Annotated in this window: 13 protein-coding genes; 2 read left to right on the forward strand and 11 right to left on the reverse strand. The window is 70.4% G+C overall.

Annotated features, from left to right (window positions below; translation table 11 throughout):
• Positions 1-1,470 (reverse strand): D-alanyl-D-alanine carboxypeptidase/D-alanyl-D-alanine-endopeptidase, encoded by a 1,470-nt coding sequence (gene dacB / locus HCT63_RS14665; RefSeq protein WP_167006251.1) that lies wholly within the window; start codon positions 1,468-1,470, stop codon positions 1-3.
• 9 nt (positions 1,471-1,479) lie between these two features.
• Complete coding sequence (locus HCT63_RS14670) at positions 1,480-3,171, reverse strand: 5'-nucleotidase C-terminal domain-containing protein (RefSeq protein ID WP_167006254.1); 1,692 nt, start codon at positions 3,169-3,171, stop codon at positions 1,480-1,482.
• A gap of 145 nt (positions 3,172-3,316) precedes the next feature.
• Between HCT63_RS14670 and HCT63_RS14675 the strand changes: the two genes are divergently transcribed.
• Positions 3,317-3,811 carry an inorganic diphosphatase gene (locus HCT63_RS14675; RefSeq protein WP_167007190.1) on the forward strand — a complete coding sequence of 165 codons (495 nt, stop codon included), beginning with the start codon at positions 3,317-3,319 and terminating at the stop codon, positions 3,809-3,811.
• 175 nt (positions 3,812-3,986) lie between these two features.
• On the opposite strand, the gene HCT63_RS14680 is transcribed toward HCT63_RS14675, so the two are convergent.
• The 8 genes from HCT63_RS14680 to HCT63_RS14715 all read right to left on the reverse strand — a co-directional run bounded on the left by HCT63_RS14680 (position 3,987) and on the right by HCT63_RS14715 (position 12,870).
• Positions 3,987-5,228, reverse strand: coding sequence for a C40 family peptidase (locus HCT63_RS14680; protein WP_167006257.1), 1,242 nt, complete (start codon positions 5,226-5,228; stop codon positions 3,987-3,989).
• 52 nt (positions 5,229-5,280) lie between these two features.
• Entirely contained in the window at positions 5,281-6,924 is a 1,644-nt protein-coding gene (pgm, locus tag HCT63_RS14685; RefSeq protein ID WP_167006260.1) for a phosphoglucomutase (alpha-D-glucose-1,6-bisphosphate-dependent), read from the reverse strand.
• A 9-nt stretch (positions 6,925-6,933) separates the two neighbouring features.
• Entirely contained in the window at positions 6,934-7,731 is a 798-nt protein-coding gene (locus tag HCT63_RS14690; RefSeq protein ID WP_167006264.1) for a hypothetical protein, read from the reverse strand.
• Between the two features lie 76 nt (positions 7,732-7,807).
• Positions 7,808-8,719, reverse strand: a complete 912-nt coding sequence (locus HCT63_RS14695; protein WP_167006267.1) for a carbohydrate ABC transporter permease — start codon at positions 8,717-8,719, stop codon at positions 7,808-7,810.
• A complete protein-coding gene (locus HCT63_RS14700; protein ID WP_208322447.1) occupies positions 8,716-9,714 on the reverse strand; it encodes a sugar ABC transporter permease in 999 nt (332 codons plus the stop codon). The genes HCT63_RS14695 and HCT63_RS14700 overlap by 4 nt, the downstream gene beginning before the upstream one ends.
• On the reverse strand, positions 9,711-11,126 hold the full coding sequence (gene ngcE / locus HCT63_RS14705; protein WP_167006270.1) for an N-acetylglucosamine/diacetylchitobiose ABC transporter substrate-binding protein: 1,416 nt from the start codon (positions 11,124-11,126) through the stop codon (positions 9,711-9,713). Before ngcE ends, HCT63_RS14700 begins: the two co-directional genes overlap by 4 nt.
• Before the next feature lie 33 nt (positions 11,127-11,159).
• Complete coding sequence (locus tag HCT63_RS14710; protein WP_167006273.1) at positions 11,160-11,915, reverse strand: SIS domain-containing protein; 756 nt, start codon at positions 11,913-11,915, stop codon at positions 11,160-11,162.
• 28 nt (positions 11,916-11,943) lie between these two features.
• Positions 11,944-12,870 (reverse strand): MurR/RpiR family transcriptional regulator, encoded by a 927-nt coding sequence (locus HCT63_RS14715; RefSeq protein WP_167006276.1) that lies wholly within the window; start codon positions 12,868-12,870, stop codon positions 11,944-11,946.
• Between the two features lie 105 nt (positions 12,871-12,975).
• Between HCT63_RS14715 and HCT63_RS14720 the strand changes: the two genes are divergently transcribed.
• Complete coding sequence (locus tag HCT63_RS14720; protein ID WP_167006279.1) at positions 12,976-13,986, forward strand: BadF/BadG/BcrA/BcrD ATPase family protein; 1,011 nt, start codon at positions 12,976-12,978, stop codon at positions 13,984-13,986.
• Here HCT63_RS14720 and HCT63_RS14725 read toward each other — a convergent pair.
• Complete coding sequence (locus HCT63_RS14725; RefSeq protein WP_167006282.1) at positions 13,978-14,892, reverse strand: GNAT family N-acetyltransferase; 915 nt, start codon at positions 14,890-14,892, stop codon at positions 13,978-13,980. The two genes, HCT63_RS14720 and HCT63_RS14725, sit on opposite strands and share 9 nt — an antisense overlap.
• Between the last annotated feature and the right edge of the window lie 4 nt (positions 14,893-14,896).

The following is a 14,896-nucleotide window of genomic DNA, read 5'->3' on the forward strand; positions in this document are numbered from 1 at the left end:
CTACGCGGAGGCTGCGCAGGAGCAGGCCGACAGCCGCGCAGCGATGCGGTCGAGCATCGTCCGGGCGTCGAGGGTACGCCGATCGGGCACGCGGTCGGTGAAGATCACGAAGCCGACGGGTGTCCCGTCGCGGGTGGCGGTCGTGCCGGCATAGGAGTGGACACCAGACAACGTGCCGGTCTTCACACGGACGACACCGAGCCCCGCCTCCGTACCGCTGTCGGTGAAGCGCGTCGCCAGCGAGCCGTTGAAGCCCGCGATCGGATAGCGGTCGAAGAGCTCCGACGCGGTCGACACGACCTGGAGCATCGAGGCGAGCGTGACGCGGTTGTCGCGCGAGAGCCCGCTCCCGTCGTAGACGCGGTTGCCCTCCCAGTCGACCCCGAGCCCGGTGAGCACGTCCCGGACGGCCTTGGCCCCGCCCTCGAACGTCGCGGGCTGCTTCTCGGCGATCGCGACGTGGCGCAGCAGCACCTCCGCCGCCTGGTTGTCGCTGTGCTCGATCACCGACTGCGCGATCTGCGCGACGGTGCCGCTGCTGACCGCGGCGAGCTCCTCGGACTCCACCGGCCGGCCCGTGCTTGCGACGCCCGTCACCTTCAGGCCGCGCGCCTTCAGCTGCTTGGCGAACGTCGCGGCGGCCTGGCGGGCCGGGTCGGCGGTGCGACGCCACCCGTCACGCCCCTGGTCGACCCACAGGGCGCTGACCGGCGAGGTCACGAACGAGGTGATGTAGCTCGGCTCCCAGGTCGGGTTTGTCGCCGGCCCGGTGAACAGCGAGGTGTCGTACCCGAGCGAGACCTCGGTGACACCGTCGGCCTGCAGCGCTTTGGCTGTCTGGCGGGCGAGTTGTGCGAGGGACGCCTGCTGCGGGTACGACACGCGTGCGGCGGCGTTCGACGTCGCCGTGAGATAAGGGTCGCCGCCCCCGACGAGGACCAGCTTCGCGGGCCCGGGTGCGAGCGCGTCGGCCGTCGGTGCCGCGTCGGTCGCGGACGGCTGCTCCTCTCCGGTGGTGTCACGGAGCACGGTCGTACGGAAGCGGTGCTCCGGCCCCAGCGTCTGCATCGCGGCGAGCGAGGTGAACAGCTTGAGCGTCGACGCGGGGATGAACGCGCCCGTCCCGGAGCTCCAGACCTGCTCCCCCGAAGAGAGATCCGACACGGCGAACCCGACGTGCGTGCCGAGCGCCTTGCGGCCGAGCAGCGGCGCGATCGCGCGCTGCACGCGGTCCGCGTCGAGAGGACGGGACTGCGGCGCGGCGAGAACCGGCGCGAGTTCGGGCTCGGCCGGGGTGACAGGCACTGACGCGGGATCGGCCTCGCGTGACTCGCAGGTGCCGCCCTCGCAGAGCCAGCGGTCGAGGTGGCCGAGGCTGTACGCGGCGACGCCCCCGCCGGTCAGGACGAGCACCACCGCGAGGAGCACGTACGGCCAGGCGCGGCCGCGCTCGGAGTGGTGTGAAGGCATGTTTCGAGCCTAGCCAAGGAGGGGAAGGTCGAGGACGGCGAGCGGCTGACCGTCGTGGAGCAACCGCCAGTGCGGCTCCTGCGCGTACGGGCGCCCGTCGGCGAGGTGCCTGGCGACCAGTGTCCGCAGCGGCTCGGTGAGCTCGTGGACGACGGGCGCACCGCTGACGTGCGGGTACGAGGCGGCGCCCGAGGCACGGTAGCGGCTGACGACGACGTGGAAGTGCTGCGCGTCTCGCAGTGGACGGCCGTCGTACGACAGTGCAGCGATCCGTGCACCGAGCGGGCGCGCGAGGTCGATGTCGTACGTGAGAGGCGCCTCGGCCCCGTACGCGACGTCGTAGTCGAAGTCCGGCGTGCCGTGCGGCGTCCGCGGGGTGGGGGCGTTGGTGAGCGCGTCGGGATGGTGGGGGCCGGGTGCCTGTGTGGCGGCGAAGAACGCGGCCGCGTGCTCGAGGTGCGCACGCAGCTCGGCCCCGGTCATGGCGACCACGACCAGCCCGCTGTCGAACTGGCACAACGCCGCGACGTGGCGCTGGCGCACCGGGCCCGCCGGCACCCTCGCGTACCGGTTGGTCGGGCTCACGAGGCTGAGCAGGGGGAGGTCGCCCGGCAGCATCCCGCGCAGCGCGCCGGATTGTGCGGCGGCGACGAGGGCGAGCGCCGTGGTCGGCCGGTAGCGCGCCGGCTCGGTCTCGATCGGCGCCTCGGCGTGGCCCACCACGCGGTCGCCGCAGGCACGGACGTGTGCGTGCTGGGGCGCGACAAGCGCGACGATCTCGGGGTCTTCCTCGGCATCGGCGGTGTCGACGAGCCGCGAGCGCGCCTCGTGAGCGGCCCAGCCGTCGGCCGTGCGTGCGAGGTCGATCTCGACCACCGCCACCCGCATCCCCCAGCACAGCGGCTCGGTGAGCAGGACCGGACGCCCGTCCGGTCCGGTGACGTGCCGCTCGGCGACCTCGACGTGCGCGTGGCCCGCCACGACGACATCGACGCCAGGGACGCAGCGCGCGAGGTCGAGGGCCGCGTTCTCCGGGGTCGACGGCTCCACGATCCCCGAGTGCACGACCGCGACGACGACGTCCGCGCCGGCCGCCCGCACCTCGGCGACCAGCGGCCCAGCCGCGTCGACGACGTCGGTGAAGCGGAGGTGGGCGCGCACGTCGCGGTTCCAGGAGGTCACCTTCGGCGTGGTGAGCCCGACGATCCCAACCCGTACGGGCGGCTCGCCAGGGATCACGACGACCTCGCGCATGACCGACGCCGCCAACGCGGGCTCGCCTGTCACGGCGTCGTGCGCGTTGCCCGCCAGCAGCGGGGCGTCGAGCTGCTCGCGGAACCGCGCCAGCGCCCGTACGCCGTAGTCGAGCTCGTGGTTGCCCAGGGCCACGGCGTCGTACCCGAGGTGGTTCATCGCGGCCGCCATCGGGTGCAGCGGCACGTCGTCGTCTGCCGCCTCGGCGAGCAGCCGTGCGTACTCGTGCGACAGCGCACTGCCTTCGAGCACGTCACCGGCGTCGACGAGCAGCGCCGTGGGTATGGACTCGCGGAGGCGACGCACCACGCCGGCCACCCGGGCGAGACCGATGCGGTTGCCGTACGCGTCCTCGTACGGACGGTCGGTGCCGTAGTCGTGGTCGCGGACCTGACCGTGCAGATCCGTCGTCGCGAGCACCGTGAGCCGCGGCGTCACCGCGGGCATACGCTGTTGCGTACGTCACAGGGGCCAACCCCGTGTCCCGTGTCTTTGCCCACGTACGAGAGACTAGACAAGTCTTGCGTGCCCGGGTGGACAGGCCCTGCGTGCGCTGCTCGGACCACTCGCACGAACCAATGGAGGAACAGTGCTGGAATTCGACGTCACGGTCGAGATCCCCAAGGGCGTACGCAACAAGTACGAGGTCGACCACAAGACCGGCCGGATCCGGCTCGACCGCACCCTCTTTACCTCCACCCAGTACCCGGCCGACTACGGCTTCATCGAGAACACCCTCGGCCAGGACAGCGACCCGCTCGACGCGCTGGTCCTGCTGTCCGAGCCGACGTTCCCCGGCTGCCTGATCCGCTGCCGCGCGATCGGCATGTTCCGCATGACCGACGAGGCCGGCGGCGACGACAAGGTCCTGTGCGTGCCCGTCGACGACCCGCGTCAGGAGCACCTCCAGGACATCCGTCACGTCCCGGAGTTCGACCGCCTGGAGATCCAGCACTTCTTCGAGGTCTACAAGGACCTCGAGCCCGGCAAGTCCGTCGAGGGCGCCGAGTGGGTCGGCCGCCGCGAGGCCGAGGACGAGGTCGAAGCCTCGTTCAAGCGCGTCTCCGAGCACGGCGCCGACCACTGAGCCTGCACTGACGTCGTACGAAGGCCGCTGACCCCGCGAGGGTCAGCGGCCTTCGTCGTCCTCGGCGCCCAGCTGCGCCAACCACCGCAAGGATGCGTCGAGGCCGTGGCGGGCGGGGCGGGTCGGCCCTGACGCACCTCTGGTGCGTCTTGACGAACCCCGGACGGGACGGAGGTCAGCGCACGCGGGCGGCAAGATCCGGCGCGGTCCACGAGTAGACCGACACCACCTGGACGTTCTTGCCGGGCCGCGGAGCCTCGACCATCCAGCCGTCGCCGAGATAGAGCGCGACGTGGTGGATCGAGTCCGGACCGCCACGGCTCCAGAACAGCAGGTCGCCCCGTCGCGCCTCGGGCACCGCGATCGGCGCCGACACGGCGTACTGCGCGCCGCTGAAGTGCGGGAGTCCCTTGCCTGCGGCCTGCCACGCACGCATCGTCAGGCCCGAGCAGTCCCAGACGTCCGGCCCGGCCCCTGCCCACACGTATGGCTCCCCCACCTGCGTCAGCGCGAAGCGAACCGCCGCCTCGACACCCTTCGCCTGCTTCGGCGGGTCGGCATCAGGGTCCAGCGTCGGGGGCGCAGGAGCCGGCGAGGGCGCCGGGCTGTCTGTCGGTGGCAGGCTGGGCGCGCCCGTCTGCGGGCGGTTGGCTGCCTCCTGGGCCTGCTGGGCGAGCTGTTCGAGAGCCTTTTGACGCCTGCTGGCCAGCTTCACCGAGATGCCGTCCGCGTTGGCGAGCTCGCGGATGAGCTGGTCGCGGTCGCGCTGGAGTCCGGCTCGCGCCGCCGCCGCACCCGCGACCGCCTTCTCGGTGTCGTGCTTGGCCTTCGTGGCAGCAGCCGCCAGCTTCTCGCGACGCGCGAGCGCCGCGTCGGCCTCACGCTTCAGGGTCACGGCGACGGCGCGCTTGGACTCGTACGTGGCGAGCGCCGCACGGCTGGCGTCACCGACCGCGTTGTAGGAGCTCATCTGACCGAGCAGCGAGCTCGGCCCTCCGCCGGAGAAGAAGCTGCGGATGCGGTGGTACGGGGCACGCGCCGTCACCCCGGCAACCGTGAGCCGCTCGACGACCAGCCGCTGGGCCTCCGCGTCGCGGGCGGCGGTCTGCGCAGCCTTCTGGGCGGAGCGCGCGGTGGCTGAGGCCTCTTCGAGGGCGTACTGAGCACCGTTGTATGCCTCGGCGGCCTGAGCAGCGTCCACGGCGAGTGCGTCGACACGGGCCGTCGCGGCGGCGATCCGGGCACGGATGTCGGTGACGTCGCCCGACTTGGTGGCGACCCCGGCCCGCGCGTCACGCACATCGTGGGCGCTGGGCGTCTCATCCGCGTGGACGGCCGGCGTCCCCGCGAGGACCAGCGCGGCCACGGCGAACAGAGGCGCGACCCTGCGCGCACTGCGGTCCGTCGCGAGCCTCACGTATGTCCCCCGTCGTCGCAGGTCAACGAGCTGACCCGCCTTTCTCAGCACTTTACGTCAGCGCCGCGTCCACCGTGGCTCTTGCCGCAGCCTGGACCTCCGCCAGATGGTCGGCTCCTCGGAACGACTCGGCATAGATCTTGTAGACGTCCTCCGTGCCGGAGGGACGGGCGGCGAACCACGCGTCCGCGGTCTCGACCTTGATCCCGCCGATCGGGGCGTCGTTGCCGGGGGCGTGCGACAGGATGCGGGTGATCGGGTCGCCGGCGAGCTCGGTCGCCGTGACCGCTGCCGGGTCGAGCGCACCGAGGCGGGCCTTTTGCTCGCGGGTCGCCGGGGAGTCGACGCGGGCGTACGCGGGATCGCCGTGCCGCGCGGTCAGGCCGGAGTAGTGCTGGCTCGGACTGCGTCCGGTGACCGCCTGGATCTCCGACGCGAGCAGCGCCAGGATGAGGCCGTCCTTGTCGGTCGTCCACACCTGACCGTCGCGCCGCAGGAACGTGGCGCCCGCACTCTCCTCGCCGCCGAAGACGACCGATCCCGAGATGAGCGGGTCGACGAACCACTTGAAGCCGACCGGCACCTCGTACAGGGCACGCCCGGAGTCGGCGACGACCCGGTCGATCATGGTTGAGGAGACGACCGTCTTGCCGACCCCTGCCGCGGCGTCCCAGCCGCGGTGCTCGGTGAGGTACGCGATGGCGACGGCGAGGAAGTGGTTGGGGTTCATCAGGCCTGCGTCAGGCGTGACGATGCCGTGCCGGTCGGCGTCCGCGTCGTTGCCCGTGGCGATGTCGAAGCGGTCGCGCTGCTTGACCAGCGACGCCATCGCGTACGGGGAGGAGCAGTCCATGCGGATCTTGGCGTCGTGGTCGAGGGTCATGAACCCCCACTGCGGATCGACCGCGGTGTTGACGACGGTGAGGTCGAGACCGTACTGCTCGCCGATCCGGCCCCAGTACGCGACCGAGGCGCCGCCGAGCGGGTCGGCCCCGATCCGTACGCCTGCCCGCCCGATCGCCTCCATGTCGACGACCGAGCCCAGGTCGTTGACGTAGTGCGTGAGGAAGTCGTACGCCTGCACCCGGTCACGCGTCTCGTCGGTCGTCGCCCGCTTGACCCCGCGCAGCCCGTCACGCAGCAGCGCGTTGGCACGGTCCTGGATCCAGCCGGTGATGTCGGAGCCGGCCGGGCCGCCGTTGGGCGGGTTGTACTTGAAGCCGCCGTCGCGGGGCGGGTTGTGCGACGGCGTGACGACGATGCCATCGACCTGTCCTGCGCCTCCCCCTGCGTGACCGCTCAGCCCGTTGAGGCGAAGGATCGCGTGGGACACGGCGGGCGTCGGGGTGAACCCGTCGTCGGTGTCGACGAGCGTGACGACGTCGTTGCCGACGAGCACCTCCAGCGCGGTATGCCAGGCCGGGAGTGAGAGGGCATGCGTGTCGCGGCCGACGAGCACCGGACCGGCGATGCCCGCCTGCGCGCGATACTCCACGATCGCCTGCGTGGTCGCCAGGATGTGCGCCTCGTTGAACGCGCCGTCGAGGCTCGACCCGCGGTGGCCGCTCGTCCCGAACGCCACCTGCTGGGCGGGGTCGTCAGGGTCAGGGACGCGGTCGTAGTACGCCGCAGCGAGGGCGTCGAGATCGACGAGGTCCTTCGGCTCTGCCGGCGTGCCGGCCCGTGGGTCCACCATGGGGCCAGCCTAGGGGCGCGGTACGGGGACGTCTGCGCGGAGCGGCTCCCTCGGGACCACCACGCCCCGCTCGGTCCAGGCGACCACCCAGCCGCCAGGCCGGACGCTCCCGCGCAGCGTGATCGGATCGCCCACACGGGGCCGGTCGCCACGGACCTTCACCCGCGCCACGTACGCGGCAGACCCGGCGGCGACGTGCAGGTCGCCGCGGCGCTCGTCCACCGTGGGCCAGAAACCGTCGACGACCCCGGTGACCTCGGCCCGGCGGCGCAGCAGCGAAGGGAGGGCGCGCGGGGTGAAGCCGAGGATGAGGCGGACGATGCCGTACAGGGCGGCGAGCGGGATCGCGATGCCACGGAGCGCCCCCGGCATCAAGAGTGCCCAGTCGATCACCCGGAGGACGAGGGGATGATCTGCGGGCACCTCGTCGACCAGGAAGGCGAGGTCGCGCCCGGGGAACTCGATAACCTCGATCTCCTCACCTTGCGTCAGGGAAACGCTGCGATCAGGTTGATCCGATCGCCACAACGGCACCGTCCTGCCATCCTCGAGGCGGACGCTCTCGTCGCTGTCCCACGAGAACGACAGTCCCGCCGATGCGTCGTCGTCCGCATGGACGTACGTCCCGACCTGGTGAGGCGCATGCCGGACGAGCGCATCCGCCTTCGCCTGAAGGACCACCGTGTGGTTCGCCACGACGCCGAGCGCGATGAGCCCTGTGATGCCGAGGAGGCCTGCGACGACCGTCGCGACGACGACTCGGGCCCGCAGCAGGGTGGGCAGGCGACTGGGGGGCGACGCGTTCACGGGCACTCCTGGGGGAAGGCGGGCAGCCGGATCGTACGAGGCGCTCGGGGTCGTTGGCTGCGGAAGTGCGCGACCGTTACTTTCCGGCCCCCTGCGACACCGATCCCTGCAGCTGGCGCTGGAAGATCACGTAGACGATCAGCACCGGCACGATCGTGATGATGACCGCCGCGAACAACCGGCCGTAGTCGGTGTTGTAGCCCGCCCGCGACGCGAACGCCGCCATCCCCTGCGACAGCACGTAGTTGTCGCGCTTGGTGTTGAGCGCGACCGGGAGCAGGAACTGGTTCCACAGCCCGAGGAAGTTGAAGATCGCCACGGACGCGATGCCCGGCTTCGCCATCGGGAGCATGACCTGGAAGAACTTCCGCCACTCCCCCGCGCCGTCGATGTCTGCCGCCTCCGAGACGTCCTGCGGCAGGATCCGGAAGAACGGATAGAGGAAGAAGACGGTGAACGGAAGCGCGAACGCCACATAGGTGACGATCAGGCCCGGCAGCGTGTTGAGGATCCCGAAGCCCTTGAGCACGAAGAAGAGCGGGACGATCGCCAAGAAGATCGGGAACGTCAGCCCGACGAGCATCAGGTAGTAGATCAGCCGGTTGCCCCAGAAGGAGAAGCGCGCGAGGACGTACGCGCACATCGAGCCCAGCAGCATCACGATCACCAACGCCGTCCCGACCACCACGACGGTGTTGACGAAGTAGCGGCCGATGCCCTCTGACGTCCATGCCGAGACGTAGTTCTCGAAGCTCCAGCTCGCGGGCAGCGTGAACGGCGACTGGAAGATCTCGCTGCTGGTCTTGAACGACGACAGCAGCGTCCACAGCAGCGGGATGATGACGAGCAGCGCCCAGATGCCGAGGATGACGTGCGCGACCGTCGTCACCGCACGGTCGCCGGAGCCTATGCGCTTCTCGCCTGACGAAGAGGGCTCGCTCGCGGCAGCCGCTCGCTGCGAGGTCTTGGTGTCGGCGCTCGCGGTCATCGGCGCTCTCCCTCGGGTCGGCCGCCCACGAGGCGGTTCACGGTGAAGACGATTGCGGCGAAGATCATCGTCGCGATCGCCATGACGACGCCCATCGCGCTCGCCAGCCCGAACTGGCCCTTCTCGAAGGCGGTGAGGAGCAGACGCTGCGGCATGACCAGCGTCGAGTTCTCGGGACCGCCGCCCGGGTTGAGCGCAACCATGTAGACGAACGCGTCGAGCGCGAGGATGCCGAGATAGATGTATGCGGTCTGGACGTTGTCGCGGATCAGCGGCAGCGTGACCGAGAACGCCGTACGGAGGCGGCCCGCGCCGTCGATGCGCGCCGCGTCGTACAGCTCGCCGGGGACGCTCTTGATCGCGGCCACGAACAGCACCATGTAGAACCCGACGAAGCCCCAGATGATGACGAACATCGACGCCGGCATCGCCGTCCGGGTGTCGCCAAGCCACGGGAACGACTCGAACCCGTCCAGCCCGATCCCTGTGAGGACGCCGTTGAGCAGGCCGTTCGACGGGTCGAACATCTGCAGCCAGATGAGGCCGATGACGATCGCCGGGATCGTGTACGGGAAGAACGACACGACACGGTAGAAGCTCGAACCTTTCAGCCCTCGGGTCGCCCCGTGCGTGGAGCCGCCGACCGTGATCATCGTCGCCAGCGCGAAGGCGAGCACGACGGTCACGAACGGGACGACGAGCGCCAAGATGATGTTGTTGCGCAACGACGTCATGAAGATGTTGTCATCGAGCAGCTTCTGGTAGTTCTCCAGCCCGACGAAGCTCATGTCGGGCGTGAACCCTGACCAGTCCGTCAGGGAGTACCAGAAGGCCTGCACGAAGGGCCACACCACGAACACCGAGAAGAGCGCCAACGGCAGCACGAGGAAGACGAGCACGAAGCTCACTCGGTCGAACGTCAGCGGCCGCCGCTTCTTCTTGCGCGGCGGGAGCTTCCCGGTGTCCGCGGTGGGGACCAGAGGGGACTCGATCACGTGGCGGGGATCTTCGTGACGGAGTCGTCCTCGCGCACCTTGTCCGTGATCTCCTGCAGGCGCGACGTCAAGTCCTTCACGCTCGACTTGCCGGCGAGGAAGCTGTTCCAGACCACCAGCTGGTCGACGTTCATGCCGTACAGGTCGACGAACTTCCAGGTGAAGACGTCCGAGCCTGCCGCCGTGAGCATCTCGCTCTGCGACACGAGCGCGGTCGAGCCGAATCCGTCGGCGGGGACGGTGTCCTTGACGATCGTCGGCGCCAGCTTCGTCTTGGCGAAGTTGGTCGCTGCCTCCTTGGAGAGCATCGTCCGCAGCAGCTCCTTGCCGCCGGGCACGTTCTTGCCCTGCGACGGGATCATGAACGGCTCGCCCGCCGCACTGTGCAGCGCCTCCCACGGCATCGCCGAGTCGGAGTTGACGACCATCTCCGGGAAGCCCTTCATGTCGAACCCGGCCTTGGTCTGGTCCTTCATCTCGTTCTCGATCCAGGACCCGGACGGATAGAGCAGCGCGTCCTGGTTGTTGCTCCACTGCGCCTGAGCCGCCGTGAACTGCGTGCCGGCACCACCGGGCTTGACGTAGCCGGCGTCGACGATCTTGCCCATGGCCTCGAAGACCTGCTGGACGGCGGGGTTGGACCAGCAGTTCGCCTCGAGGTTCTCCAGCGCGAGCCGGACCTCGTCGCCGCCCTGCTTGATCGCCGAGCCGATGGCGAGGGTTTGGTAGTACGTCGCCGCCTCCTTGCCCCAGAGGAAGAGGTACTTCCCTGCGGACTTCGCCTTGGCACCGAGATCGATCGCCTCGTCCCACGTCTTCGGGGGCGTCCACCCGTTCTCCTCGAACAGGCTCGACGAGTACCAGACCGCGTACACCGTCATCACGTAGTTCAGGGCGGCGAGCTTGCCGTCGAAGGTGCCGGGCGCCTCGACGCCACCGAAGAGCGTGTCGCGGATCTTCGTACCCTCGAGGTTGTTGGCGTCCAGGACGTCGGTGAGGTCCTCCACCTGGTCGAGGATCGCGCTGAACCCGATCGAGTTCTCGCCGGAGTTGTCGATCAGGTCCGGCGGGTCACCCGCGACGAAGCGAGGCTGGAGCTCCTGGGAGATCTCAGTGGTCGGAGTGACCTTGACCGTCGAGCCCTTGTGGTTCTTCTGCATGATCGTCGCGGCGAACGCGACGTAGTCGGTGCCGTAGCCGCCGTCGAAGATCACGGCGTCGGTGGTGGAGTCGGCGGCCATGCCGAACGGGTTGTCCGTGCTCTTCTCGCCACCCTTGGTGGAGTTGTCGTCGTCGTTGTTGCTGCTCCCCGCGCATGCAGCCAGGGCGCTGCTGAGGGGGATGACCGCTGCGGCCGCGAGCGCACCTCGGAGCAGGGTGCGCCGGTCGACCGTCTTCCTCTCGATACTCATCTGGAGTGCCTTCCTGTGGTGATGGTGGTGGTGTCAGGCGTGGCGCCGGATCCGGTCGCCGTACATGTCCTCGAGCTGGTGGTTGTGGTCGTCCCCGCCGGGGATGTTGGCGGAGAGGTAGATCGGCGGGACCGAGCCTGCGGCCGCCAGGCGTTCGGCGACCCCGATCGTCAGCAGCTGTGCGACGAAGGCTGCGGTCAAGGACGAGACGGCGCCGACACCGATGTCGTCGCCGGTGGTGAGGGTCGTGTCGCCGTACGGTGCGAGGTTGTCGATGACGACATCGGCGACCTCGCTCAGACGCTTGCCGCTCGGGTGCTTGGGAGTGACCCGGCTCGTGTGGGCGATGCTGGTCACCGCGATCACCGGGTTGCCGTGCGCCTTCGCTTCCAGCGCCATCCCGACGATCGACCCGTTGACGCCAGAGTTGGACGCGATCACGAAGACGTCCTGCGGGCTCGGCGCCGTGATCTCCCACAGCTCCTCGACCACCGACGGGTCCCGCTCGAGCTTGGGGTCGGACAGGATCGACACGTCCTGGCTGCCGAACAGCGCCACGTCGCGCAGCGCGATGTTGTTGGTCGGGATGAGGCCGCCGGCACGCCCGGCGATCTCCATCGCGAACGCCTGCGAGTGACCGGTGCCGAACGCCTGGACGATCCCCCCGTTCTGCAGCGCGCCCGCGATCAGGTCGATGGCCGGGTCGAGGCCGCCCTCTGCCGCGACCGCCGCAAGCCGCTCGAGCCGGCTGGTCGTCTCGTTCAGGAACTGGTGCGAGGTGTCGGACATGCGGCGCTCTCCTGGATCGGTGGTCAGGTCACTGCGTTCGGGACCGGGTGCGTACGGATTTGCGGTGCGGGAGCACAGCCATCGCGGAGGCCGCGAGCTTCGTCGTCGTCCGCGCGAAGTCCTGCTGGGCGACGAGGAGGTAGATCAGGTCGAGGAGGAAGAGCTGGGAGTGCTTGGCCGAGAGGTCGTCCGGCTGGAGGTACTCCTCCGGCGCGGCGGCCACGACGTGCTCGTGGGCGACCGCGGCGAGGGGCGAGTCGGGCCGGTTGGTCAGGGCGACGCTGAACGCGCCGGAGGAGTTCGCCTGGCCGAGCATCTGGATCGTCTCGCTGGTGCGCCCGGTGTTGGAGATCGCGAGCGCCACGCAGGTCTCGTCCTGGATCGCTGCGCTCGCGAGGCCGGCGTGGACCTCCGTCCAGGCGTGGGCGCTGAGGCCGATCCGGTAGAGACGCGACTGGAGCTCGTCGGCCATGAGGCCGCTCCCACCGATGCCGTAGATGTCGAGGTGGCGGCACGTGGCGATCGCGGTCGCGATGCGGTCGATCTGCTCGAGGTCCACCGAGCTCGCCGTGGCCTGGACCGCACGCGTGTGCGAGCCCAGCAGCGCGTGCAGGACGTCGCTGGAGGTGTCGTCGGGGTCGAAGCTCTTGCCGATGTCGGCGTGCCACGAGGCGTGGACGTCCCCGCGTCCGACGTCGGCAGCGACGCCCACCCGCAGCGGGACGTATCCGGAGTAGCCGATCAGCCTGCAGAACCGGGTGACGGTCGCGGCCGAGGTGCCTGCCTGCGCCGCCAGCTCGGTGATGGACATCTCGAGAGGGGCGGTGGGATGCTCGACCAGCAAGGCGGCGATCTTGGCCATCGCGCTCGACATCTGCGGACGTCGAGCCTGGATCCGATCGGCGACTCCGAGCGCGCCGAGAGTCAGCGTCACGCCGTCGATCGGGTGGTCCATGATCACGCTCCGTGAAAATCCATCTCAAAAGATCTGGAATTCGTTGAAAACTATTCCCATGGGGCTGACGTGGTCAAGATCACACGCGGTATCGGATCAGTAACGATGCCGGTGCTCCTCGCCGTCGACGCCGGTGGCACGTCCACGCGCGCGGTCGTGGTGGACACCAGCGGCCGCACGCTCGGGTACGGGAGGGCCGGGGGCGGCAACCCGGTCTCGTCGGGTCCTGGCGATGCGGCGGAGTCGTTGAGCACGGCGGTCCAGGGCGCGATCGCGGGAGCGGGCGCCGACCCCTCGACGATCGCCTCGACGACGATCGCGATGGCCGGGGCGGCGACGCACCTGGCGGCCGACGACCCCCGCAACCGGGTGCTCGTGGACGCGCTCGCCGCGTGCGGGATCCACGCGCCGCTCGCCCTGCGCTCCGACCTGCTGGCGATGTACTGCGCGGGGACTCCTGCGCTCGACGGCTACGCGATGGTCGCCGGGACGGGCGCCGCCGCGATCCGGGTCCGCGACGGGGTTGTCGGGCACGTCGTCGACGGCATGGGCTGGCTGCTCGGCGATGCCGGGTCGGGGTTCTCGATCGGGCACGCGGTCACCCGCGCCGTGGTCGCCGACCTTGACGGCCGCGGACCGGCCACGCCGATGACACCGGCGCTGCTCGAGAGGCTCGGGCTCTCCGCGGCGGCCGGCACGGCGACCACGGCGACCGGACCACGGCTGCCGGTACTGGAGGAGCTCGTCGACGTCGTCTATGCGATGCGTCCGGTCCGCCTCGCCCAGTTCGCCCCGCTGGCCTTCGCCGACCCGGCGGACCCGGTCGCCCGCGCGATCGTGGACGAGACCACCACCGCCCTGTCGCGGACGATCGTCGCCGCCATCGATCAGGACGTCGACGGTCCTCTCGTCCTCGGGGGCAGCGTCCTGCTCCGTCAGGAGACGGCGGCGCGGGCCGTCGAGAAGGCGTGGCGCGCCCGCGGGCGTACGGGCTCGGCGCACCTCGTCGAGGAGGGCACCGCGGGCGCCGCCGTCCTCGCCTTGCGCGAGAGCGGCGCGACCGTCGACGAAGCGGTCTTCGCGCGGGTCGTGCGCAGCCTCGCCGACCTACGCTGACGCGGGGATGCCGGTCAGCGGCTTGCGCAACGCGACGAACGTACGGCCGAGCTCGGCGCCGACGGTCCGGGCATAGAAGTCGACCGGACCGACCCAGGCGATCTCGCAGGTCGTGCGCCCGGCGGCGAGGTAGTCCGACAGGCAGGCCCGCAGGAGCGCCGAGCCGACGCCTCGTCCGCGGGCCGTCGGGGACGAGCCCATCGGCCCGAACCAACCCGCCCGGTTGGTGTCGTACGCAGCGAAGCCGAGGTAGACGCCGTCCTCGACTGTCACGAAGCAGCTGACCGGCCGGCGCCGCAGCGCTCCCCCGGCCTCCGCGGCCCACGTCTCGCCCCACGTCTGCATCATCCACGCCTCGAACGCCGGCCACTCCTCAGGCGTCAGGCGGCGCATCGGCACCTTTGGCGGGGGCGGTTCGGTGATCAGGTCGCGGTGCGCCACGAGGTCGACGTCAAGGTTGGTCGCCACGGAGTCGCCGGGCGGTTCGTACCCGCAGGCGAGGAAGAACGCGGTCGCCTCGTGGTCGGCGGTGTCGACCCCCGGCCACCAGTACGCCGGTGCGCTGCCGCCGGCCTGGAGGTCAGTCGCACCGCGCGCACGCGCCGCGTCCTCGAGCGCGCTCAGGAGCAGCCGGCCAATGCCGGAACGCCGGTGGCCGTCGGCCACGGCGACAACCTTCACGTACGCGCGCAGCGCCCCGTCGCGCTCGGCCACGCTCCCGAAGGCGGCGCCGACGAGCTCACCGTCGCGCTCGGCGAGGATGGCCAGGCCGTGGTCGTCCGGATCACCCCACAGCAGGTGCTCCAGGCCGTCGCCATCGTCGCCCGCGTCGCGAGCGAGCCCAGCGCGCAGCAGGTCGAGGACGCGGGTGCGGTCGTCGGCGGCCGCGGGGAGCACCGTGATCACGGCT

Source organism: Mumia sp. ZJ430 (assembly GCF_011751845.1).
In the GTDB taxonomy this organism is placed as follows: Bacteria; Actinomycetota; Actinomycetes; order Propionibacteriales; family Nocardioidaceae; genus Mumia.

Bases quoted from the DNA above. Each gene is read 5' to 3' on its own strand.
- ngcE (WP_167006270.1), bottom strand. From the start codon at position 11,126: ATGAGTATCGAGAGGAAGACGGTCGACCGGCGCACCCTGCTCCGAGGT.
- HCT63_RS14710 (WP_167006273.1), bottom strand. From the start codon at position 11,915: ATGTCCGACACCTCGCACCAGTTCCTGAACGAGACGACCAGCCGGCTC.
- HCT63_RS14715 (WP_167006276.1), bottom strand. From the start codon at position 12,870: ATGGACCACCCGATCGACGGCGTGACGCTGACTCTCGGCGCGCTCGGA.
- HCT63_RS14695 (WP_167006267.1), bottom strand. From the start codon at position 8,719: ATGACCGCGAGCGCCGACACCAAGACCTCGCAGCGAGCGGCTGCCGCG.
- HCT63_RS14670 (WP_167006254.1), bottom strand. From the start codon at position 3,171: ATGCCCGCGGTGACGCCGCGGCTCACGGTGCTCGCGACGACGGATCTG.
- pgm (WP_167006260.1), bottom strand. From the start codon at position 6,924: ATGGTGGACCCACGGGCCGGCACGCCGGCAGAGCCGAAGGACCTCGTC.
- HCT63_RS14720 (WP_167006279.1), top strand. From the start codon at position 12,976: ATGCCGGTGCTCCTCGCCGTCGACGCCGGTGGCACGTCCACGCGCGCG.
- dacB (WP_167006251.1), bottom strand. From the start codon at position 1,470: ATGCCTTCACACCACTCCGAGCGCGGCCGCGCCTGGCCGTACGTGCTC.